At 65.1% G+C, this 13,569-nt stretch carries 13 protein-coding genes; 5 read left to right on the top strand and 8 right to left on the bottom strand.

The features are described from left to right. Positions 1-230 precede the first annotated feature (230 nt). Positions 231-1,487 (bottom strand): aspartate kinase, encoded by a 1,257-nt coding sequence (locus ASG57_RS18875; RefSeq protein WP_057196987.1) that lies wholly within the window; start codon positions 1,485-1,487, stop codon positions 231-233. A 152-nt stretch (positions 1,488-1,639) separates the two neighbouring features. On the opposite strand from ASG57_RS18875, the gene ASG57_RS18870 reads away from it, so the two are divergent. From ASG57_RS18870 to ASG57_RS18860, 3 genes are all read left to right on the top strand, one after another. Then, the gene (locus ASG57_RS18870) at positions 1,640-2,107 is read left to right on the top strand and encodes a PH domain-containing protein (protein WP_024339282.1); all 468 of its coding nucleotides are present in this window, start codon (positions 1,640-1,642) and stop codon (positions 2,105-2,107) included. A 14-nt stretch (positions 2,108-2,121) separates the two neighbouring features. Continuing rightward, positions 2,122-2,889: a bifunctional 2-polyprenyl-6-hydroxyphenol methylase/3-demethylubiquinol 3-O-methyltransferase UbiG gene (ubiG, locus tag ASG57_RS18865; protein WP_057196986.1), complete on the top strand. Its 768-nt coding sequence runs from the start codon at positions 2,122-2,124 to the stop codon at positions 2,887-2,889. A 271-nt stretch (positions 2,890-3,160) separates the two neighbouring features. Next, entirely contained in the window at positions 3,161-4,060 is a 900-nt protein-coding gene (locus ASG57_RS18860; RefSeq protein ID WP_057196985.1) for an EamA family transporter, read from the top strand. On the opposite strand, the gene ASG57_RS18855 is transcribed toward ASG57_RS18860, so the two are convergent. Genes ASG57_RS18855 through ASG57_RS18840 form a run of 4 tightly spaced genes read right to left on the bottom strand, consistent with a single transcriptional unit; the run spans position 4,057 to position 6,534 of the window. Next, positions 4,057-4,542, bottom strand: a complete 486-nt coding sequence (locus ASG57_RS18855) for a DUF1178 family protein (RefSeq protein WP_057196984.1) — start codon at positions 4,540-4,542, stop codon at positions 4,057-4,059. The genes ASG57_RS18860 and ASG57_RS18855 overlap by 4 nt on opposite strands. Further along, positions 4,539-5,417 carry a carbon-nitrogen hydrolase family protein gene (locus tag ASG57_RS18850; protein ID WP_057196983.1) on the bottom strand — a complete coding sequence of 293 codons (879 nt, stop codon included), beginning with the start codon at positions 5,415-5,417 and terminating at the stop codon, positions 4,539-4,541. The genes ASG57_RS18855 and ASG57_RS18850 overlap by 4 nt, the downstream gene beginning before the upstream one ends. Then, positions 5,414-5,689, bottom strand: coding sequence for a glutaredoxin 3 (grxC, locus tag ASG57_RS18845; protein ID WP_024339277.1), 276 nt, complete (start codon positions 5,687-5,689; stop codon positions 5,414-5,416). The genes ASG57_RS18850 and grxC overlap by 4 nt, the downstream gene beginning before the upstream one ends. A 35-nt stretch (positions 5,690-5,724) precedes the next feature. Then, the gene (locus tag ASG57_RS18840) at positions 5,725-6,534 is read right to left on the bottom strand and encodes a ComF family protein (protein ID WP_057196982.1); all 810 of its coding nucleotides are present in this window, start codon (positions 6,532-6,534) and stop codon (positions 5,725-5,727) included. Positions 6,535-6,598: 64 nt separating this feature from the next. On the opposite strand from ASG57_RS18840, the gene ASG57_RS18835 reads away from it, so the two are divergent. Beyond that, entirely contained in the window at positions 6,599-7,447 is an 849-nt protein-coding gene (locus ASG57_RS18835) for a methyltransferase domain-containing protein (protein WP_057196981.1), read from the top strand. Positions 7,448-7,519: 72 nt separating this feature from the next. On the opposite strand, the gene mutT is transcribed toward ASG57_RS18835, so the two are convergent. The 3 genes from mutT to ASG57_RS18820 form a co-directional block, all read right to left on the bottom strand. Next, positions 7,520-7,930 (bottom strand): 8-oxo-dGTP diphosphatase MutT, encoded by a 411-nt coding sequence (mutT, locus tag ASG57_RS18830; RefSeq protein WP_024339274.1) that lies wholly within the window; start codon positions 7,928-7,930, stop codon positions 7,520-7,522. A 5-nt stretch (positions 7,931-7,935) separates the two neighbouring features. After that, complete coding sequence (gene argJ, locus ASG57_RS18825) at positions 7,936-9,177, bottom strand: bifunctional glutamate N-acetyltransferase/amino-acid acetyltransferase ArgJ (RefSeq protein WP_057196980.1); 1,242 nt, start codon at positions 9,175-9,177, stop codon at positions 7,936-7,938. A gap of 102 nt (positions 9,178-9,279) precedes the next feature. Beyond that, positions 9,280-10,218 carry a peptidylprolyl isomerase gene (locus tag ASG57_RS18820; protein ID WP_057196979.1) on the bottom strand — a complete coding sequence of 313 codons (939 nt, stop codon included), beginning with the start codon at positions 10,216-10,218 and terminating at the stop codon, positions 9,280-9,282. A 352-nt stretch (positions 10,219-10,570) separates the two neighbouring features. Here ASG57_RS18820 and secA point away from each other — a divergent pair, with 352 nt between their 5' ends. Then, positions 10,571-13,411, top strand: coding sequence for a preprotein translocase subunit SecA (gene secA / locus ASG57_RS18815; RefSeq protein WP_057196978.1), 2,841 nt, complete (start codon positions 10,571-10,573; stop codon positions 13,409-13,411). The last annotated feature ends 158 nt before the right edge of the window (positions 13,412-13,569 follow it).

Genomic DNA, 13,569 nt, shown 5'->3' with positions numbered 1-13,569 from the left:
GCGCCGCCTGAACTGGGACACAGTCTGCGGCAGCCCACCCTGTTCGCCGTATAGCGAATTGAGGCTTGTTTTGCCAAGCAAAACGCCTGCCAAACGCGAAGGTGTGTACACCTTCGCGTTTGCTGCGACCGCTAAGAGAAAATTAGCCTAGATATGGTCCGGAAAGCGTGACGCGATTTTCCGGAAAGGCCATGCTCAACGACAATCTGAAGCGCGACGAGGGTCGTGCTTTAGGCTTGATCGAGGCCGTAGAGCGTGTGCAGGGTGCGTACCGCAAGCTCGGTGTAGGCGGTATCGATCAAGACCGAGAATTTGATCTCGGAGGTTGTGATGGCCCGGATGTTGATGTTCCGTCGGGCGAGGGCCGAGAACGCCTGGGCCGCGACGCCGGCATGGCTGCGCATGCCGCTGCCGATCACCGAGATCTTGGCGACGTCGGTGGCCGTATCGAGCCGCGCATAGCCGATCTTGCCCTTGGCGGCGGTAATCGTATCCTTTGCGCGGGTATAGTCGGCGGCCGGCACGGTGAAGGTGAGGTCGGTGGTCTTGCCGTCCTCGGAAACATTCTGCACGATCATGTCGACGTTGATGTTGGCGTCCGCCAGCGGGCCGAAGATCGATGCCGCAACGCCGGGCTTGTCCTCGATGTGGCGCACCGAGATCTGGGCCTCGTCCTTTGAAAAGGCGATGCCGGTGACGACGTGGCTTTCCATGATCTCCTCCTCGCTGCAGATCAGCGTGCCGGGCGGCTGGTTGGCATGCGGGTCGATATCCTCGGGCTTGTCGAAGCTCGAGCGGACGAAAATCGGCATATTGTGGACCATGCCGAGTTCCACCGAGCGCACCTGGAGCACTTTTGCCCCCTGCGAGGCGAGTTCCAGCATGTCCTCGAATGCGATCTTGTCGAGCCTCTTGGCCTTCGGCACGATTCGCGGGTCGGTGGTGTAGACGCCGTCGACGTCGGTATAGATGTCGCAACGATCCGCCTTGACGGCGGCGGCGATCGCCACGGCCGACGTGTCGGAGCCGCCGCGGCCGAGGGTGGTGATGCGATTGGTCTCGGGGTTGATGCCCTGGAAGCCTGCGATAACCGCGACCTCCTTGCGCTCCTGGAAGCGCTTGATGATCTCGCTGCCGTCGATGTCCTCGATCCGCGCCGAGGCATGGGCGTCGCTGGTCTTGATCGGGATCTGCCATCCCTGCCAGGAGCGAGCCTGGATGCCCATGCCCTGGAGCACGATGGCAAGCAGGCCCGAGGTCACCTGTTCGCCCGAGGCGACCACGGCGTCGTATTCGCGCGCGTCATGCATCGGCGAGGCCTCGGTGCACCAGGCGACCAGCTCGTTGGTCTTGCCGGCCATCGCCGAGACGACCACGGCCACTTCGTGGCCGGCGTCGACCTCACGCTTCACATGGCGTGCAACGTTGCGGATACGTTCGATATTGGCGACGGACGTGCCGCCGAATTTCATCACGAGGCGGCTCATGACGACGCGTGCATTCCTTCATAAGGATCAGTATGGTGACCCGCACCGGACGGCTGCCTCGCGGATACCGACCGCGCGTATACAGAGCGGCGGGGCCGGGGGCAAGCGGGTTCCTGCGGAGGCAGGACGCGGGGTAGTGGGTTAACCGAGGCATGGCGCGTTACATCGACGAGATCCTGCAACCGGGCGAGCGGGTCCTGTATTCGACCAATGCGCACTGGATCTTCTACTTTCCGGCCATCATGGCCTGGATCGTGGCGCTGGCCCTCTTCATCCTGTCGCGGCAGGTGACCGTCGACTGGCTCTTTCTGCTTTGCCTGGGAGGCGCCGGCCTCGTGGCTCTGGCCGCACTGTACTGGACCATCAAGGGCTGGTTCCATCGCTTCACCACCGAGACCGACGTCACCAACCTCAGGGTGGTGCACAAGACCGGGTTCATCCAGCGCCGCACCTTCGAGATGGCGCTGGACAAGGTCGAGAGCGTCGATGTCAACCAGACGATTCTTGGACGTATTCTCAACTACGGCGATGTGACCATCAACGGGGTCGGTGAAGGTCGCGAAACCATCCGGACGATCGCCTCGCCGCTCGCCTTCCGTAGTTCGATCACCACGCGGTAGGACCGCGCACCACCATGAGCATGCAGCAAAATCCTTCCCTTTCTGCCCAGCCGGGCTCGACCGTCGATGCCGCCGAGATCGCAAAATTCTCGAAACTCTCGGCGGAGTGGTGGGACCCCAAGGGCAAGATGGCGCCGCTGCACCGGATCAACCCGCTGCGGCTCGGCTACATCCGCGACGCCGCCTGCCGCAAGTTCGAACGCAACGTGCGAAGCCTCAGTTGTCTCGGGTCCTTGCGCGTGCTCGACATCGGCTGCGGCGCCGGCCTGCTCTGCGAGCCGCTGTCGCGCCTGGGTGCGCAGGTTGTCGGCATCGATCCTTCGGCAAGCAACATCGCCGCGGCGAAGCTGCACGCCGACAAGAGCCATCTTGCGATCGACTATCGCTGCACAACGGTGGAGGAGGTCGACCCGCGCGAGCGCTTCGATATCGTGCTGGCAATGGAGGTGGTCGAGCACGTCACCGACGTCGGCGTCTTCCTGAAGCGCTGCGCCTCGATGCTGAAGCCGAACGGCCTGATGGTGGTCTCGACGCTGAACCGAAACTGGAAGAGCTTCGCCCTCGCCATCGTCGGCGCCGAATACGTGCTGCGCTGGCTGCCGCGCGGCACCCACGAGTGGAACAAGTTCGTCACCCCCGACGAGCTCGCAAAACACCTGCTCGACAACCGTCTGGTGATCACCGAGCAGACCGGCGTGGTCTACAGCCCATTCGCTGATAAATGGTCCCTCTCGTCCGACATGGACGTGAACTACATGGTGGTCGCGGAAGCGATGGTGTGAGGGGAATGAGCGGCGCGCGAGCTCTCACCGCTGGGGGCAGTGTCGCATTGACCCATACCGCGGATCTGTCGTTGCGCGGATGGTGTGAGATGTGCAGGTTGGCGGCTGCCGAAAAACGGCTCCTTGGGGTAATGGGTCCCTGCGTGCGCAGGGACGACGCCGAATTTGTTGCGAGAGCATCGCTCCCATGACGTCCGTGCGGTTGACCGGGTTGGGTTCAACTTGCAGGCTGGCCGCGTTGATTTCCTGCTAGCGCCCGTTCGCCGCCCCTATGCTCACCATTGCCAGCCTCTGGATCCCTTTCACGATCATTGCCGCGCTGGGTCAGGTCGCGCGCAATGCGATGCAGCGGTCGTTGACGAAGCCGCTGGGGACCTGGGGCGCGACCAATATCCGCTTCCTGTTCGGCTTTCCGTTCTCGCTGCTGTTTCTCGGCGTGGTGTTGATCGGCACCGGCGATCATCTCGGCTTGCCGCCGACCCTGTTCTGGCCATGGCTGCTGCTCGGCGCGCTCAGCCAGATCGTCGCCACCGGCCTGATGCTGCTCGCGATGAACGACCGCTCCTTCGTGGTGACGACGGCGTATCTGAAGACCGAGGCGATCCAGACCGCGATCTTCGGCTTCGTCTTCCTCGGCGATCACCTGACGTGGCTGAAGGTGCTGGCGATCGTGATCGCGACGATCGGCGTGGTCATCACCGCGCTGCGGCCCGGCGGCGAGAAGAGCTTTGCCGAATTGAAGCCGACCATCACCGGCCTCGTCGCGGCGGCAGCGTTCGCGCTCTCCGCTGTCGGTTTTCGCGGCGCGATCATCAACGTTCCCGGCGTCTCCTTCGTGACTGCGGCCTCGTTCACGCTGGTGCTTGGCCTGTTCGTGCAGACGCTGGTGCTGACGATCTATCTGCTCTGGCGCGCGCCTGACGTGTTGCGGGGAATCCTCAAATTATGGCGCCCGTCGATGCTCGCGGGCTTCACGGGCGCTTTCGCGTCGCAATTCTGGTTCCTGGCGTTCGCGCTGACGGCGGCCGCCAACGTCCGCACGCTCGCGCTGATCGAGGTGCTGTTCGCGCAAGGAGTAGCCTACTACTCGTTCAAGCAGTCGATCGCGCCGCGCGAGCTTGCAGGCATCGCGCTGATCGTGATCGGTGTTGCGGTGCTGGTCGGCGTCTAGTTCCGGTCTTCCGGCAGCGTCGGCAGCGGCGAGACCTCGATGCCTTCCTCGATCAGCGACTTCGCCTCTTCGGGCGAGGCCTCGCCATAGATCGGGCGATGCTCCTTGTCGCCGTAATGCATTGCGCGGGCTTCGTTGGCAAAACGCTCGCCGACATTGTCGGCGTTCTTGACGATGTGATCGCGCAGCTCCTTGAGCTTGGCGCGCAACTCGCGCTCCTGCGCCATCAGCAGCGAGGTCGGTCCTGAGGCCGCAGCGTCGGGTGTCGCGGCCGTCGCGACTGGTTCCGGTGGCGGCGTCGCGCGGCCACGGCCCTTCTTGCCGACGATGCGCGGCGCCATGATCGCCTTGTCGACCTTGGCCGAGCCGCAGATCGGACAGGTCACGAGCTTCCGCTTCACCTGGGAATCATAGGCCGACGAACTCTGGAACCAGCTCTCGAACTCGTGGTTCCGGTCGCAGCGAAGCGCGTAGCGGATCATGCCGATCCCCGCACAAGGTGCAGGTGATCCGGGCCCGCCTTCGGATCGGAGACACCGAAGCGGCGGCCATGCTGGAGCGAAGGGATTGCCCGCCGGGCGGTCTCGACCTTGGCCGGATCGATCCTGGCCATGATGACGCCGGGCTCGACATCGCCCTCGGCGAGGATTTCGCCCCAGGGATCGATGATCAGCGAATGGCCGTAGGTCTCGCGCTTGTTCTCGTGCAGGCCGGCCTGGGCCGCGGCGAAGACGAAGCAGCCGGTCTCGATCGCACGGGCGCGCAGCAGCACGTGCCAATGTGCTTCGCCGGTCTTGCGGGTGAAGGCCGACGGCACCGTGATGAAATATGCTCCGCTTTCGGCGAGTGCGCGATAGAGCGCGGGGAAGCGCACATCGTAGCAGATCGTCAGCCCGATGCGGCCCCAGGGCAGGTCGGAGATCACGGCGGTCTCGCCCGGCTGGTAGTTCGCGGATTCCCGATAGCTCTCGCCGTCCGGCAGCTCGATGTCGAACATGTGGATCTTGTCGTAGCTCGCGAGCACATTGCCCTCGGGCCCGATCAGGAAGGAGCGGTTGACCGCCTTTTCAGCCGAGAAGCGCAGCGCCAGCGAGCCGACATGGAGATGGATCTTCAGCTCCGCCGCGAGCGCGCGATAGGCTTTCAGCGAGGTGTCGTCCTCTTCGCTTTGGAGGTGCTCGAACAATGCCTTGCGGTTCAGCTGCATCATGTTGCTGACTTCGGGCGTCTGCACGTAGTCGGCGCCATTGGCCGCAGCCTGGCGGATCAGCTTGGTGGCCTGCTCGAGGCTCGGCCCGGGCATCAGGCCGGTGCGCATCTGCACCATGGCGGCGGTGAAGGTCCTGACCTCGCTCATGAGACCGCCTTGACGCTTTGGAGCATGCCGTCGAGCTTGCCTTCGCGGTCGAGCGCATAGAGATCGTCACAGCCGCCGACATGGGTGCCGCCGATCCAGATCTGCGGGAAGGTCGAGCCCTGACCGGCGCGGTCGTACATTTCCTGACGCCAGGCCGAGTTCTTGGCGACGTCGAATTCGGTGAAGGTCGCCTTCTTGCGGGTCAGCAGCGACTTGGCGGCGGAACAATAGCCGCAGCCCGGCCTCGTGTAGATCTCGACAGCAGCGGTCATCTCGTCTGGCGCTCTCATGTCATGAAGTCATTGAATTATATGGGACCGGGGCTGCTCTCGACAACCCGGGCAAAGACCAGCACGTCGACCTGGGCGGCCCTGGCGCGGAGCAAGACCCGCGCGCAGGCATCCAGCGTCGCCCCTGACGTGAGGACATCGTCCACGAGGACAATGCGGCGGCCCTGGACCTCGGCCTGACGCTCTGGAGATACCTGGAATGCGCCCTGCACATTGGTGGCGCGCTGGGCCCGCGACAGGCCGATCTGCTGCTCGGTGGCGCGCACCCGGCGCAGCACGTCGCCTCGCACCCTCACTCCGCTCTGCAGGGCGATGACACGCGCCAGAGCTCCGGACTGGTTGTAGCGGCGCCGCCAGGCTCGCCGCCAATGCAGGGGGACGGGCACCAGCATGTCGGCGCCTGTGAGCAGCTCGCTGCCGGCGCGCGCCATCCAGCGGCCCATGGCCGGCGCCAGATCGGTGCGGTCCTGGTATTTCAGCGCATGCACCAAGGTGCGGGCGACGTCGTCATAGCGCACCGCCGCGCGGGCGCGCTGGTAGGCCGGCGGGCTGGCGATCGCTTCCATCGACAGCATGTCGGGACCGGGGTCATACACAAAGGGAATGCCGAGCCGCGGGCAATAGGGCCGTTCGATGAACGACAGCCGCCCCCAGCACGAAGCGCAAACGCCTTCGCCATCGACCGGCTCCTGGCAGGACACGCATTGTGTCGGCAGCGCGATGTCGAGCGCGAGCCGCGCCGCGCGCGACAGCACGTGTCGGCCAGCCGTCCACGCGGCCCGCAACGGCGCGCCGATGGAACGGGTAGGGCCAGCTTCGGTTTCCATGAGGCAAGGCTAGCGCTGCGCGCAGCGGATTGCCAGAAGCGTGGAGATCGGCGTAACCAGCGGCATGGCTCAGACCCCGCAAACCCCGCCCGCCTTGTTCGATCGCGCCTTGCTGAACGCGCGGCAGCGGCGCGCGCAGGCGCTGGGCGAGGTGACATTCCTGCTCGATCGCGTGGCCGAGGACATGTCGGACCGGCTGGCGGCGGTGATGCGCGAGTTTCAGGCGCCGGCTGACCTCTGGACGCCCGGCAGCGGGCTGCCGGCGCTGCGTACACCGCTTCCGTCCATCACACGGATTGCGCCCGATGCGACTGGCGCGGAGGAGCTTCCGTTCGCGCCGGAAAGCCTCGATCTCGTCGTTTCGGCTTTGGCGCTGCAATTCGTCAATGACCTCCCGGGTGTGCTTGCGCAGGTTCGCCGGGCGTTGAAGCCGGACGGGCTGCTGCTCGCCGCGATGATCGGCGGCGACAGCCTCACTGAGCTGCGCCAGGCGTTTGCCGCGGCGGAGGCTGAATGCGAGGGCGGGGTGTCGCCGCGCGTGGCGCCGTTCGCCGACCTCCGCGACGTCGGCGCGCTGTTGCAGCGGGCGGGCTTCGCGCTGCCGGTCACCGACGTCGACCGTGTCGTGGTGCGCTATGGCAATGCGTTCGCCTTGATGCAGGATCTCCGCCGCATGGGCGCGGCCAATGTGCTGATCGAGCGGAGTCGCACGCCGACGCGGCGCGCAACGCTGCTGCGCATGGCCGAAATCTACGCCGAGCGCTTCGCCGATGCCGACGGCCGCATCCGCGCGACATTCGACATCGTGTGGCTCTCCGGCTGGGCGCCGCATGCCAGCCAGCAGCAGCCGCTGAAGCCGGGGTCGGCGAAGGCGAGTCTTGCGGAGGCGGTGAAGAAGGCGGGGAAGGAGTGATCCTCATGGTGAGGGGCGCGTAAGCGCCGTCTCGAACCATGCAGGCCCGGCTCTTGCCGTGTGAGCCCGTGCTCACATCAACAGATCGATCAGGTGCGGGATCAGCGGTATGTCCGCGGGCGGCATCGGATAGTCGCGCAGCTTGTTGGCGCGGACCCAGGCCAGGGTCTGGCCTTCGCGCGCCGTAACTTGCCCTTCCCAGCGCCGGCAGATGTAGAGCGGCATCAACAGGTGAAAGGTCTCATAGCCGTAGCTCGCAAACGTCAGTGGCGCCAGGCAGGGCTCGGCGACGGTGATGCCGAGCTCCTCGTGGAGCTCGCGGATCAGGCTCTGCTCGGGCCGCTCGCCCGCCTCGAGCTTGCCGCCGGGAAATTCCCAGAGGCCGGCCAGCGCCTTGCCCTCTGGGCGCTGCGCGATCAGGACGCGCTTGTCGGCATCGACGAGCGCGCAGGCCACCACCAATGTCAGTTTGAGATCGGCCATGCTGCCTAGGACCGGTAGTCCCCGTTGATCGCGACATATTCCTTGGTGAGGTCGCACGTCATGACGCGGTCGCGGCCCTTGCCGAGCCCGAGCGAGACCCTGATCGCGATCTCCGGCGCCTTCATCGCTTCCGACACCTGCGCTTCGTCGTAAGACGGATCGCGTGCGCCGTTCTTGGCGACGCGGATGCCGTTGAAGGAGATCGAGAGCTTGTCGCGATCGGCCGGCTCGCCGGCCTTGCCGACCGCCATCACCACGCGGCCCCAATTGGCATCTTCGCCCGCGATCGCGGTCTTCACCAGCGGCGAGTTGGCGATAGACATCGCGATCTTGCGTGCGGAGGCCTTGGTCTTGGCGCCTTCGACCGTGATCTCGACCAGCTTGCGCGCGCCTTCGCCGTCGCGAGCCACCTGCTCGGCGAGATTGGCCAGAATCTGGTTGAAAGCCTTGACGAAGGCCTTCAGCCTGGGGTCGCTGGCGCGGCTGATCCGCGGCGCACCGTGTTCGGCGGCCGAGCCGGTCGCGAACGCCAGCAACGTGTCCGAGGTCGAGGTGTCGCCGTCGATCGTCACCGCATTGAAGGTGTCCTCGACGCCGGCCTTGAGCAGCGCCTGCAGGGCCGCGGGCGCGATCGGCGCGTCGGTGAAGATGAAGGACAGCATGGTCGCCATGTCGGGCGCGATCATGCCGGCCCCCTTGGCCATGCCGTTGATGGTGACCTTGGCCTTGCCGAGCTTGACGGTCGCGGTCGCGACCTTCGGGAAAGTGTCGGTGGTCATGATCGCCTTGGCCGCGGCGAGATAGTCGCCGGGCTCGGCGGTCCCGGCGAGACGGCCGAGCACGCCGTCGAACTTGGTCGCATCCAGCGGCTCGCCGATCACGCCGGTCGAGGCCAGGAAGATCTCGCTCTCGCTGCACCCGACCGCCTTGGCCGCGATCTTCGCGGTCAGCGCGGTCGAGGCGCGGCCGGTCTTGCCGGTGAAGGCATTGGCGTTGCCGGAGTTGACCACCAGCGCGCGCGCCTTGCCGCCTTTCAGCTTGGCGCGGCACCATTCGACCGGCGCCGAGGGACACTTCGACTTGGTGAAGACGCCGGCGACCGCCGTGCCCTTGTCCATCACCGCCAGCAGCACGTCGGTGCGGTTCTTGTAGCGGATGCCGGCCTCGGCCGTCGCAAGACGGACGCCCGCGATCACGGGCATGTCGGGGACGGTCTTCGGGGCGAGCGGGGAGACGGAGGAGGACATCGCGGGGCGCCTTGGTGGGGTCTGGACATGCAGATGGCCGGGGGATCCCCCGGCCATTGCGACGTTAGATACTATTGGCGTCCGCGAAGTGACAGCGAATTCTTACTTCTTCGCCGGGGGCGCCATCTTGCTGTCGGACGGCTTGGCAGTGTCCGCCGGCTTCGCATCGGACTTGGCGTCCTTGGACGCATCCGCCGCCGGCTGGTTCAGCCGCTCGACCTTGGCTTCGGTGCGCAGCTTGGCGACATATTCGGCCTGGGCCTTGCGGGTCACGTACTGCTCGATTTGGGCCTTGACCTGCTCGAAATCGGGCGCCTTGCGGTTGCGCTTTTCCTCGACCTTGATGACGTGCCAGCCGAACTGCGACTTCACCGGATCGGAGATCTTGCCGGGCTCGAGCGAGAACGCCACGGCCGAGAACTCCGGCACCATCTGCTCCTTGGTGAAGAAGCCGAGGTCGCCGCCGTCGGCGGAGCCCGGGTCCTTGGACTTCTTCTTGGCGAGCTCGGCGAAATCGGCGCCCTTCTCGAGCTCGGCCTTCACCGCCTTGGCCTCGTCCTCGGTCTCGACCAGGATGTGGCGGGCGCGCACCTCCTGCTCGCCGCTGATCTGCTTGGAGGCCTCCTCGTAAACCTTCTTCATGGCGTCCGGCGTGGTCGCGGCCTTGCCCTCGCTGGCGAGCAGGCTGTCCATCAGGAGGCGATTGCGGGCGAATGCCAGGCGCTTCTTGAACTCCTCGCTGTCGGCGATCTTCTTGTCTTCGGCAGCCTTGCTGACGATCTTCATGTCGATCAGGAAGGACAGGACGTTCTCGTCCTTGGTCGCCGGGTCCATCTGGGCGAGGCTCGGCCCGAGTTCCTCCTCGGCCATGGTGACGTCGCTCTTCTTGATTTCCGCGCCATTGACCTTCGCCAGCACCGGATCATCGGCGGCCCGGAGCGGGCCCGCGAACGCCAGGGACAGCGCCAGAGCGAGGCTCCCAGCCAGGGCGGACGCATGGCGAAAGCGCTGGCCGGTGGTTACCGGGAACGAGGTGGTCATGGAAAATCCTTATGTTGAAGCAGGGGGCTGCTCGAGCGGGGCGGACACTCGCCCAATTCAGGGGGGCTTGGCAACGCGAAAAGTCTGTCAAAATGATGAATTAGCCGCAATGCGCCCGCCGTTGACAAGGCCCTGACCGGGCCATATCTCTGGCCGGTCGCGACCATGGCGATAGCGTTTATTTTGCTGCGTTTTTGGCCGTTGAACCCAGACTTGCCCAATTCCCACCCATATGGCGGACGACCCCCGCAGTCCGGGCTCTGACGCCACGAGGCGTCACGGTGAGTTGATAGGCAGGCGGGTGACAACTTCTTAGGCCAACGCGGTTAATTCGCGAACACAGGAACTAAGCATGATCGGCGCGCTCGCCCGCAAGTTTTTCGGCTCCGCCAACGACCGGCGGGTGAAGGGATATCAGTCCCGCGTCAACGCGATCAACGCGCTGGAGCCCGAGCTGTCAAAGCTCTCTGACGAGGCGCTCAAGGCCCGCACCGCGGAATTCAAGCAGCAGCTCGCGAACGGCAAGACGCTCGACGACCTGTTGGTGCCTGCCTTCGCCACCGTGCGCGAGGCGGCCAAGCGCACGCTCGGCCAGCGCCATTTCGACGTCCAGCTGATCGGCGGCATGGTGCTGCACGAGGGCGACATCGCCGAGATGAAGACCGGCGAAGGCAAGACGCTGGTGGCAACGCTCGCGGTCTATCTCAACGCGCTCGCCGGCAAGGGCGTCCACGTCGTCACCGTCAACGACTATCTCGCCCGCCGCGACTCCGGCTGGATGGGGCAGATCTACGGCTTCCTGGGCATGACCACGGGCGTGATCGTCCATGGCCTCGATGACGCCGAGCGCAAGGCGGCCTATGCCTGCGACATCACCTACGGCACCAACAACGAATACGGCTTCGATTATCTCCGCGACAACATGAAGTACCGGCTCGAGGACATGGTCCAGCGGCCGCATTACTTCGCCATCGTCGACGAGGTCGACTCCATCCTGATCGACGAAGCGCGCACGCCGCTGATCATCTCCGGTCCGCTCGACGACCGATCCGATTTCTACAACACCATCGACAGCTTCCTGCCCAAGCTCGACAAGACCGACTACGACGTCGACGAGAAGCAGCGCACCGTGACGCTCACCGAAGGCGGCATGGAGAAGATCGAGACGCTGCTGCGCGATGCCGGCCAGCTCAAGGGCGAGTCGCTCTACGACGTCGAGAACGTCTCCGTCGTGCACCACATCAACCAGGCGCTTCGCGCCCACACGCTGTTCACGCGCGACAAGGACTACATCGTCCGCGACGACGAGGTCGTCATCATCGACGAGTTCACCGGACGCATGATGCCGGGCCGCCGCTATTCGGAAGGCCTGCACCAGGCGCTGGAGGCCAAGGAGCACGTCCAGGTTCAGCCCGAGAACCAGACGCTGGCCTCGATCACCTTCCAGAACTACTTCCGCATGTACGAGAAGCTCGCCGGCATGACCGGCACGGCCGCGACCGAAGCGGACGAATTGTTCGACATCTACAAGCTGGAGGTGGTGGAGATCCCGACCAACCTGCCGGTCGCGCGCCTCGACGAGGACGATGAGGTCTACCGCACCCAGCAGGAAAAATACCGCGCGATCCTCGCCGAGATCGAGCGCGCGAATGCACGGCTTCAGCCGGTGCTGGTCGGCACGGCGTCCATCGAGAAATCGGAGGTGCTCGCCGAGTTTCTCAAGAAGAACGGTTACAAGCAGATCGATTTCGGCAAGGAGAACGCGCTCGACAAGCTCTATGCCGCGGCCCGCGCCGGCAAGCCGGCCAAGCTGTTCGCGGTGCTGAACGCACGCTTCCACGAGCAGGAAGCCTATATCGTCGCTGAAGCCGGCGTGCCCGGCGCGATCACGATTGCGACCAACATGGCCGGCCGCGGCACCGACATCAAGCTCGGCGGCTCGCTCGAGATGCGCATCCAGCAGGAGACCGCAGGAATCGAGGACGAGGCCGAGAAGGCCAGGAAGATCGAGCAGATCAAGGCCGACATCGCGCATTTCCGCGAGATCGTGCTGAAGGCCGAGGAGACCGTCGAGCTCGAGCCGGCGAAGGGCTCCAAGCCGGCCAAGACCGTGAAGAAGCCCGGCGGCCTCTACATCATCGGCTCCGAGCGCCACGAATCCCGCCGCATCGACAACCAGCTGCGCGGCCGTTCCGGCCGTCAGGGCGATCCCGGCCGCTCCAAGTTCTTCCTGTCGCTGGAAGACGATCTGATGCGCATCTTCGGGTCGGACCGCCTCGACAGCATGCTCCAGCGTCTCGGCCTGCAGGAGGGCGAGGCCATCATCCATCCCTGGATCAACAAGGCACTGGAGAAGGCGCAGCAGAAGGTCGAGGCGCGCAACTTCGACATCCGCAAGAACCTGCTCAAGTTCGACAACGTCCAGAACGACCAGCGCAAGGTGATCTTCGATCAGCGCATCGAGCTGATGAAGGACGAGAGCGTTGCCGAGACCGTCACGGACATGCGCCATGCCTTCATCGACGATCTCGTCGCCAAGCACGTCCCCGAGCATGCCTATGCCGAACAGTGGGATGTTGCCGGGCTCAAGGACGAATTGAAGCGCGTGCTCGATCTCGACCTGCCGGTCGACGAATGGGCCAAGGAAGAGGGCATCGCCGACGAGGAGCTGCTCTCCCGCATCGAGACCAAGGCCGACGAGCACATGGCCGCCAAGGTCGCGCAATGGGGGCCCGACGTGATGCGCTACGTCGAGAAGACCATTTTGCTCCAGACCCTCGACCATCTCTGGCGCGAGCACCTGATCATGCTCGACCATCTGCGCCAGGTCATCGGCCTGCGCGGTTACGGCCAGCGCGATCCGTTGCAGGAGTACAAGACGGAAGCCTTCAATCTCTTCCAGGAGATGAGCGCTCACTTGCGCGAGGCCGTCACGGCGCAGCTGATGCGGGTCGAGATCGTCCCGCCGGAGCAGGAAGCTCCGGCGCTGCCGCCGATGGAAGCGCACAAGTTCGATCCGAACACCGGCGAGGACGAGATGGCGCTCGCCAGCGTTTCGCTCGGCGCCCAGGCCAGCGACGCCGCGCTGCGCGATCCCAAGAACCCCGCCAGCTGGGGCAAGGTCGGCCGCAACGAGGATTGCCCGTGCGGCTCCGGCAAGAAGTACAAGCACTGCCACGGGCGGTATGCCTGATCGGTGATCTCAAGACCTGGCGAACTCGCGTTGCTGTTTGGCCCGCGAGTTCGCCATGCGTTGAATGCTTCCGATGCATTTCCGATGCTGCTGCGTCCGCAGACTGCCGGCGACCGTCGTCGGTCCGGCTGCGCGGCTGAAGGGCCTTCGACACCAGG

The organism is Bradyrhizobium sp. Leaf396, assembly GCF_001424605.1.
GTDB classification, from domain to species: Bacteria; Pseudomonadota; Alphaproteobacteria; order Rhizobiales; family Xanthobacteraceae; genus Bradyrhizobium; species Bradyrhizobium japonicum_C.
The sequence above is the reverse complement of the archived record's forward strand: the minus strand, read 5'-3'. Positions and strand labels throughout refer to the sequence as shown.

Bases quoted from the DNA above. Each gene is read 5' to 3' on its own strand.
- ubiG (WP_057196986.1), top strand. From the start codon at position 2,122: ATGAGCATGCAGCAAAATCCTTCCCTTTCTGCCCAGCCGGGCTCGACC.
- ASG57_RS18850 (WP_057196983.1), bottom strand. From the start codon at position 5,417: ATGAGCGAGGTCAGGACCTTCACCGCCGCCATGGTGCAGATGCGCACC.
- ASG57_RS18860 (WP_057196985.1), top strand. From the start codon at position 3,161: ATGCTCACCATTGCCAGCCTCTGGATCCCTTTCACGATCATTGCCGCG.
- secA (WP_057196978.1), top strand. From the start codon at position 10,571: ATGATCGGCGCGCTCGCCCGCAAGTTTTTCGGCTCCGCCAACGACCGG.
- mutT (WP_024339274.1), bottom strand. From the start codon at position 7,930: ATGGCCGATCTCAAACTGACATTGGTGGTGGCCTGCGCGCTCGTCGAT.
- grxC (WP_024339277.1), bottom strand. From the start codon at position 5,689: ATGACCGCTGCTGTCGAGATCTACACGAGGCCGGGCTGCGGCTATTGT.
- ASG57_RS18855 (WP_057196984.1), bottom strand. From the start codon at position 4,542: ATGATCCGCTACGCGCTTCGCTGCGACCGGAACCACGAGTTCGAGAGC.
- argJ (WP_057196980.1), bottom strand. From the start codon at position 9,177: ATGTCCTCCTCCGTCTCCCCGCTCGCCCCGAAGACCGTCCCCGACATG.
- ASG57_RS18840 (WP_057196982.1), bottom strand. From the start codon at position 6,534: ATGGAAACCGAAGCTGGCCCTACCCGTTCCATCGGCGCGCCGTTGCGG.
- ASG57_RS18835 (WP_057196981.1), top strand. From the start codon at position 6,599: ATGGCTCAGACCCCGCAAACCCCGCCCGCCTTGTTCGATCGCGCCTTG.
- ASG57_RS18875 (WP_057196987.1), bottom strand. From the start codon at position 1,487: ATGAGCCGCCTCGTGATGAAATTCGGCGGCACGTCCGTCGCCAATATC.
- ASG57_RS18870 (WP_024339282.1), top strand. From the start codon at position 1,640: ATGGCGCGTTACATCGACGAGATCCTGCAACCGGGCGAGCGGGTCCTG.
- ASG57_RS18820 (WP_057196979.1), bottom strand. From the start codon at position 10,218: ATGACCACCTCGTTCCCGGTAACCACCGGCCAGCGCTTTCGCCATGCG.